This window comes from Streptomyces sp. WELS2 (assembly GCF_013870595.1).
GTDB lineage: Bacteria > Actinomycetota > Actinomycetes > Streptomycetales > Streptomycetaceae > Streptomyces.
Genome location: NZ_JACBWZ010000269.1, coordinates 1 through 7462, shown reverse-complemented (window position 1 = coordinate 7462; position 7462 = coordinate 1). Strand labels below are relative to the sequence as shown.

Here is a 7462-nt window from a genome sequence, read left to right as displayed (position 1 = left end):
CACGGAGTGGTCGGGGATGTCGGGGCGGCGGCCGGTCAGGAAGGCCGTGATGACCTCCGCGTGCTGCGCGAGGCGTGGGCCCGGCCCCGCGCGGAGGGCGCCGCACTGCTGGCCGACGAGGAGAAGGCGGCCGTGGACCGGGGGCGGGAACGGGTGCGGATACCCGTGGACGGGCCGCTTCCGATGGTGCCCGCGCTCCAGCTCCACGCCGCCGACGTGCCGGCGCTGCCCCGCCCCGACGGCAGCGATCTGCTCCAGGTGCTGTGGTGCCCGTTCGACCACGGCCCCGGGTATCTGCCCCGCGTCGAGCTGCGCTGGCGCGATTCGGGCGCCGTCACCGCCCCGCTCGCCGCGCCGCCACGGCCGGCCGTCGTCGGCAACCCCGACTATCTGCCCGAACCCTGCGTGCTGCACCCGGAGACCGTCACGGAGTACCCGGCCCCGCACGAGCTGCCCGAGGAGCTGGCCGAGCGGATCGAGGCGTGGGAGGACGCGCGGGAGGACACGGGGCTCCGCTACCAGTACGACCTCTCCGTGGCCCCGGGCACCAAGCTGGGCGGCCACGCGCCCTGGAGCTTCTCCGACCCGTTCCCGATGGCCTGCGCCGAGTGCGGCTCGCCGGTGCGGCCCCTGCTCACCTTCGACGGCGCCGAGTGGGACGGCGGCAGCCGGAGCTGGCGCCCGCTGGAGGACGCCGGGTACACCGGGCCGATGTTCCGGGGGCCGTCCGGGCAGACCGAACTGGACTTCGGGCGCGGGTACTGCATGCAGATCTACGGGTGCGAGGTGTCGTACGCCCACCCGCCGCTGACGAACATGCAGTGAGCGCCCGGGAAAAGCGGAAGAGGCCCGTACGACCGGAGTCGTACGGGCCTCTCCCTAGGTCAGGTGCTGACCCTCAGGCAAGCGGAACTTACTTGAGGATCTTGGTGACCTGGCCGGCGCCCACGGTGCGGCCACCCTCACGGATGGCGAACTTCAGGCCCTCTTCCATGGCGACGGGCTGGATGAGCGACACCGTCATCTCGGTGTTGTCACCCGGCATGACCATCTCGGTGCCCTCGGGGAGGGTCACCACGCCGGTCACGTCCGTCGTGCGGAAGTAGAACTGCGGACGGTAGTTGTTGAAGAACGGCGTGTGGCGGCCACCCTCGTCCTTGGAGAGGATGTAGGCCTGCGCCTCGAACTCGGTGTGCGGGGTGACCGAGCCCGGCTTGATGATGACCTGGCCGCGCTCGACGTCCTCGCGCTTGATGCCACGGAGGAGCAGACCGACGTTCTCACCGGCCTGGCCCTCGTCGAGCAGCTTGCGGAACATCTCGATGCCGGTGACCGTGGTGGAGGTCTTCTCCGGCTTGATGCCGATGATGTCGACGTTCTCGTTGACCTTGAGGACACCACGCTCGATACGGCCGGTGACGACCGTACCGCGACCGGTGATGGTGAAGACGTCCTCGATCGGCATGAGGAACGGCTTGTCGACGTCGCGCTCCGGCTGCGGGATCGACTCGTCGACGGCCTTCATCAGGTTGAGGACGGACTCCACCCACTCCTGCTCGCCCTCGAGGGCCTTGAGCGCGGAGACCTTGACGACCGGAACGTCGTCGCCGGGGAACTCGTACTCGGAGAGGAGCTCACGGACCTCGAGCTCGACGAGCTCCAGGATCTCCTCGTCGTCCACCATGTCGGCCTTGTTCAGGGCGACGACGATGTACGGAACGCCGACCTGGCGGGCCAGGAGCACGTGCTCCTTGGTCTGCGGCATCGGGCCGTCGGTGGCGGCGACCACCAGGATCGCGCCGTCCATCTGCGCGGCACCGGTGATCATGTTCTTGATGTAGTCCGCGTGACCCGGGCAGTCGACGTGGGCGTAGTGACGCGCCTCGGTCTGGTACTCGACGTGCGCGATGGAGATGGTGATACCGCGCTGACGCTCCTCGGGCGCCTTGTCGATGTTGTCGAACGGGGTGGCCTCGTTCAGGTCCGGGTACGCGTCGTGCAGCACCTTGGTAATGGCGGCCGTGAGGGTCGTCTTACCGTGGTCGATGTGACCGATGGTGCCGATGTTGACGTGCGGCTTAGTCCGCTCGAACTTCGCCTTCGCCACTGGGGTCCTCCTGTGGAGTGGTTCTGTACGCCTTACTTCATCGGCGCCAGGTGATCTTTGCTGTAAAGGCCCGGAACCCGGGGCAAACGCTCACGATTGCGGACGTTTGCCCCTGGAGGCTCCGGAGTCAAGCCTACGGCGTGTTTACGCGGTGCGTTACTCGCCCTTGGCCTTCGCGATGATCTCCTCGGCGACGTTCCGCGGAACCTCGGCGTAGGAGTCGAACTGCATCGAGTAGCTTGCGCGACCCGACGTCTTGCTGCGGAGGTCGCCGACGTAGCCGAACATCTCCGACAGGGGCACGAGGCCCTTCACGACGCGGGCACCAGCCCGCTCCTCCATGGCCTGGATCTGGCCACGGCGGGAGTTGATGTCGCCGATGACCTCACCCATGTAGTCCTCGGGCGTGGTGACCTCGACGGCCATCATCGGCTCGAGCAGCACGGGGCTGGCCTTGCGCGCGGCCTCCTTGAAGGCCTGCGAACCGGCGATCTTGAAGGCGAGCTCGGAGGAGTCGACCTCGTGGTAGGCACCGTCGTGGAGGATGACACGGACACCGGTCATCTCGTAGCCGGCGAGGATGCCGAACTGCATGGCCTCCTGCGCACCGGCGTCCACCGAAGGGATGTACTCCTTCGGGATACGGCCACCGGTCACCTTGTTCACGAACTCGTACGAGGTGTCGCCACCCTCGAGCGGCTCGATGCCGATCTGCACCTTCGCGAACTGACCGGTACCACCGGTCTGCTTCTTGTGGGTGTAGTCGACGCGCTCGACGGCCTTGCGGATCGTCTCGCGGTAGGCCACCTGCGGCTTGCCGACGTTGGCCTCGACCTTGAACTCGCGCTTCATGCGGTCCACGAGGACCTCGAGGTGAAGCTCGCCCATACCGCCGATGACGGTCTGGCCGGTCTCCTCGTTGGTGTGCACCTGGAAGGAGGGGTCCTCCTCCGCGAGACGCTGGATGGCGACACCCAGCTTCTCCTGGTCACCCTTGGACTTGGGCTCGATCGCGACCTCGATGACCGGCGCCGGGAAGTCCATGGACTCCAGGATCACCGGGTTCTTCTCGTCGCAGAGCGTCTCACCGGTGGTGGTCTGCTTCAGGCCCATGACGGCGACGATGTCACCGGCGCCCACCGACTCGATCTCCTCACGCTTGTTCGCGTGCATGCGGTAGATCTTGCCGATGCGCTCCTTGCGGCCCTTGACGGAGTTCAGCACGGCGGTGCCGGACTCCAGGCGGCCGGAGTACACGCGGACGAAGGTGAGCTTGCCGAGGTGCGGGTCGCTCATGATCTTGAACGCCAGCGCCGACAGCGGCTCGTCGTCGGACGGCTTGCGCTTGACGACCTCCTCCGCGTTGTTGACCGCGTGGCCCTCGATGGCCTCGATGTCAACCGGGGAGGGGAGGTAGCGCACGACCGCGTCGAGCAGGGGCTGAACGCCCTTGTTCTTGAACGCGGTACCGCAGAACACCGGGGTCACCGTGGTGCCGGTGCCCTTGCCGGAGGCGATGGTGATACGACGGATCGCGGCGTACAGCTGCTCCACGGAAGGCTCCTCGCCCTCCAGGTACAGCTCCATGATCTCTTCGTCGTTCTCGGCCACGGCCTCGAGCAGCTTGCCGCGCCACTCCTCGGCAGCCTCGGTGTGGGTGTCCGGGATGTCGACGATGTCGTACATCTCGCCCTTGGTGGCCTCGGCGGACCACACGAAGGCCTTCATCGTCACCAGGTCGACGACACCCTTGAAGTCCGCCTCGGCACCGATCGGCAGCTGCATGACCAGCGGCTGCGCGCCCAGGCGGTCGGAGATCATGTCGACACAGCGGTGGAACTCGGCACCGGTGCGGTCGAGCTTGTTGACGAAGCAGATGCGCGGAACGCCGTAGCGGTCCGCCTGACGCCACACGGTCTCGGACTGCGGCTCAACGCCGGCGACACCGTCGAACACCGTCACGGCACCGTCGAGCACGCGCAGGGAGCGCTCCACCTCGACGGTGAAGTCGACGTGACCCGGGGTGTCGATGATGTTGATGGTGTGGTCGACGTTCTCCAGCGGCCAGTGGCAGGTGGTGGCAGCAGAGGTGATCGTGATGCCACGCTCCTGCTCCTGCTCCATCCAGTCCATGGTGGCAGCGCCGTCGTGGACCTCACCGATCTTGTAAGACACACCGGTGTAGAACAGGATCCGCTCGGTGGTGGTCGTCTTGCCCGCGTCGATGTGGGCCATGATCCCGATGTTGCGGACCCTGGCCAGGTCAAGTGAAGTGGTAGCCATAAGGCTTCAGTCTTCTCTCGGTCTCGATGTGGGTAGCGACTACCAGCGGTAGTGCGCGAAGGCCTTGTTGGACTCGGCCATCTTGTGGGTGTCCTCGCGCTTCTTCACGGCCGCACCGAGGCCGTTGGAGGCATCGAGAAGCTCGTTGAGGAGACGCTCGGTCATGGTCTTCTCGCGACGGGCGCGGGAGTAACCGACCAGCCAGCGCAGCGCCAGGGTGTTGGCGCGGCCGGGCTTGACCTCGACCGGCACCTGGTAGGTGGCGCCACCGACACGGCGGGACTTGACCTCGAGGGTCGGCTTGATGTTCTCGAGAGCGCGCTTGAGCGTGATGACCGGGTCGTTGCCGGTCTTCTCGCGCAGGCCCTCCATGGCGCCGTAGACGATGCGCTCGGCGGTGGAGCGCTTGCCGTTCAGCAGCACCTTGTTGATCAGGGAGGTCACCAGAGGAGAGCCGTAGACCGGGTCGATGATGACCGGGCGCTTCGGGGCGGGGCCCTTACGAGGCATTCTTACTTCTCCTTCTTGGCGCCGTAACGGCTGCGAGCCTGCTTGCGGTTCTTGACACCCTGGGTGTCGAGCGAACCGCGGATGATCTTGTAGCGAACACCCGGCAGGTCCTTCACACGGCCGCCGCGCACGAGCACGATGGAGTGCTCCTGCAGGTTGTGTCCCTCACCCGGAATGTAAGCGGTGACCTCGATGCCGCTGGTCAGACGCACACGCGCGACCTTGCGGAGGGCCGAGTTCGGCTTCTTCGGGGTGGTCGTGAACACACGCGTGCAGACGCCGCGACGCTGGGGGGAACCCTCGAGTGCGGGCGTCTTGTTCTTTTCGACCTTGTCCTGCCGGCCCTTGCGGACCAGCTGCTGGATCGTAGGCACTACTTCTCCGGTTTCTGTGTGCCGATGGGTACAGCTAACCTGGAACGTCGCCGACCCACGCGGTCGGGTGTGTCGAATCCGCCAGACTCCCGCCGCAAGGCGAGAAGGGCGCGAATTACGGTGGCCGCTCGTGACTCGCCGTACGGTTTGGAGGCACGCACAGGAGCCAGGGCACACCCCAGGCACAAGGTCTGAGCGTACCTACCTCACGGACTTCGGTCAAAACAAATGAAGTGCTCTACGACACGCCGGACCCCCCACCTCCTTCCTTGACATTCGCCCGGGTTGTCCCATGACTCGCGAGTGGCCGAAACGCACCCTTCGCGGATCGGCGGTCTTGCGTGTTCAGTACGTTGATGCGTCCGCTGACTCCCGGGGGATGGGCATGACAACAAGGACGCCGGCGTACTCGCCGGACGACGGCGGTCTGGAGGACCGGGTTCCGTTCCTGGCCAGACTGGAGAGCGAGGACCGCTCGGCCCTGCTCGCCCTCGGCACGACGCTCACCTTCGCACCCCGCACGATCCTGCTCCACCAGCACGAACCGTCCTCCCACGTGCTGTTCCTGGTCGACGGCTGGACCAAGGTCACCGCCTCCGCCGCCAACGGCTACGAGGCGCTGCTCGCGCTGCGCGGGCCCGGCGACATCATCGGCGAGTCGGCCGCGCTGACCGGACGGCCGCGCTCGGCGACGGTCACCGCGCTGGAGCCGGTGCGCGCGGTGGCCGTCGAGCGGGAGCGGTTCCGGGACTTCCTCGGCGACTCCCCCGCCGCGTCCTTCGCGCTGCTGGGGCTCACCACGGACCGCACCCGGGCGGCCGACCGGCGACGGCTGGAGTTCGCGTCGATGAACGTACGGGAACGGCTCGCCGTCCTGCTCCTCGACCTGGCCCGCACCCACGGCCGGCGCGTCCCGGACGGCATCGAACTGGCCGTGCCGCTCAGCAAGCAGGAACTCGCCGGCTCCGTGGGCGCCTCCCGGGAGATGGTGCAGCGGCTGCTGAAGGAACTGCGCGACAAGGAGGTGGTGGTCACCGGCCGCCGCGCCCTCCTCATCCGCCGCCCGGACATCCTGCGCCGCATCACGGCCGCGCTCGCCTAGCCGGGGCCTGCCGCCGCCCCCGCGGAAGCACCGAGCTCCTGAGACGTCCGGTTCCCGGGGCCCCACCCCGATCCGGCGCACCCGCGTGCCCCGGGTCGCACCTGACTGCCGCACCCGCCTGCCCCGGACCGCTCCCGAGCCCCGCAGACCGGCCCGTGCCGTACCCCCCCGCCACCCCCGCCCAAGCACTGCGCGCCGAAAGGCCCCGCCCCCAGGGCCCCGGACCGAGCCCCCCGCAACCACCTGCCCCGGACCGCACCCGACCCCCGCGCCGCCGCCTGCCCCGGGCCGCGCCGAGCCCCGTAGGCCACCCCGTGCCGTTCCCCACCCCACGCGTCCCAGGGGGACGTTCTGTGTACACGGTCACAGTCGGTGTGCGTCATCCGTCCTCACCATCGCGGGCCGCCGGGCAGCACGCTGCTGCCCTGCACGCCACCCCCGTTGCGAGAGGCCGCCATGACCGATCCCGTGAACCGGACGATCCTGCTGCTGGACATCGAGAGGTTCAGCCACCGGGACGATGTCGAACAGGCCTATCTGCGCCGCATGCTCTACGACATCACCGACCGCGCGCTGCAGAGCGCCGGTATCGACGAGACGCGGCGGCTGCGAGCCGACCGCGGCGACTCGGTGATGGAGCTGATCGACGCCAACGCCCCCGTCACCGCGCTGCTGCGGGCCCTGCTCACCGAGGTCCCGGCCGAGTTGCGGGCGATCAACCGCATGGCGTCCCGCTCGGCGCAGATCCGGCTGCGCGGTGTGGTCGCCAACGGCTTCGTCGCCATCGACGAGCACGCCGGCTGGGTCGGCTCCGACCTGAACCACGCCTGCCGGCTGCTGGACGCCGAGGTGCTGCGCGACGCCCTGCGCGAGCGCGCCGACGACTTCGCGCTGTGCGTCTCGGACGCCCTGTACGCCGGAGTCGTACGGCACGACCACCCGGGCGTCCCGGCCGACGCCTTCCACCGGGTGCCGGTGGCGAGCAAGAACGGCCCGCTCACGGCCTGGCTGTACGGACCGGTGCCCGGCACGGCGGCACAGGCGGCGGCCGGCACCGCCCCGGGCACCCACACAGACCACGGTGAG

At 68.4% G+C, this 7462-nt stretch carries 7 protein-coding genes; 3 read left to right on the top strand and 4 right to left on the bottom strand.

Annotated features, from left to right (window positions below; translation table 11 throughout):
• The coding region (locus tag H5J33_RS17330) for a hypothetical protein (protein ID WP_220212446.1) at positions 1 to 825 on the top strand (825 nt) is incomplete at its 5' end.
• An 88-nt stretch (positions 826 to 913) separates the two neighbouring features.
• Here the strand turns inward: H5J33_RS17330 and tuf are convergent.
• The 4 genes from tuf to rpsL form a co-directional block, all read right to left on the bottom strand.
• On the bottom strand, positions 914 to 2107 hold the full coding sequence (gene tuf / locus H5J33_RS17325; protein WP_181795827.1) for an elongation factor Tu: 1194 nt from the start codon (positions 2105 to 2107) through the stop codon (positions 914 to 916).
• 156 nt (positions 2108 to 2263) lie between these two features.
• A complete protein-coding gene (gene fusA / locus H5J33_RS17320; protein WP_181795826.1) occupies positions 2264 to 4390 on the bottom strand; it encodes an elongation factor G in 2127 nt (708 codons plus the stop codon).
• A 39-nt stretch (positions 4391 to 4429) separates the two neighbouring features.
• Positions 4430 to 4900, bottom strand: a complete 471-nt coding sequence (gene rpsG, locus H5J33_RS17315; protein WP_003998848.1) for a 30S ribosomal protein S7 — start codon at positions 4898 to 4900, stop codon at positions 4430 to 4432.
• 2 nt (positions 4901 to 4902) lie between these two features.
• Positions 4903 to 5274: a 30S ribosomal protein S12 gene (rpsL, locus tag H5J33_RS17310; RefSeq protein WP_003948652.1), complete on the bottom strand. Its 372-nt coding sequence runs from the start codon at positions 5272 to 5274 to the stop codon at positions 4903 to 4905.
• A gap of 385 nt (positions 5275 to 5659) precedes the next feature.
• Here rpsL and H5J33_RS17305 point away from each other — a divergent pair, with 385 nt between their 5' ends.
• Positions 5660 to 6376 carry a Crp/Fnr family transcriptional regulator gene (locus tag H5J33_RS17305; RefSeq protein WP_181795825.1) on the top strand — a complete coding sequence of 239 codons (717 nt, stop codon included), beginning with the start codon at positions 5660 to 5662 and terminating at the stop codon, positions 6374 to 6376.
• 456 nt (positions 6377 to 6832) lie between these two features.
• The coding region (locus tag H5J33_RS17300; RefSeq protein WP_258565173.1) for a hypothetical protein at positions 6833 to 7462 on the top strand (630 nt) is incomplete at its 3' end.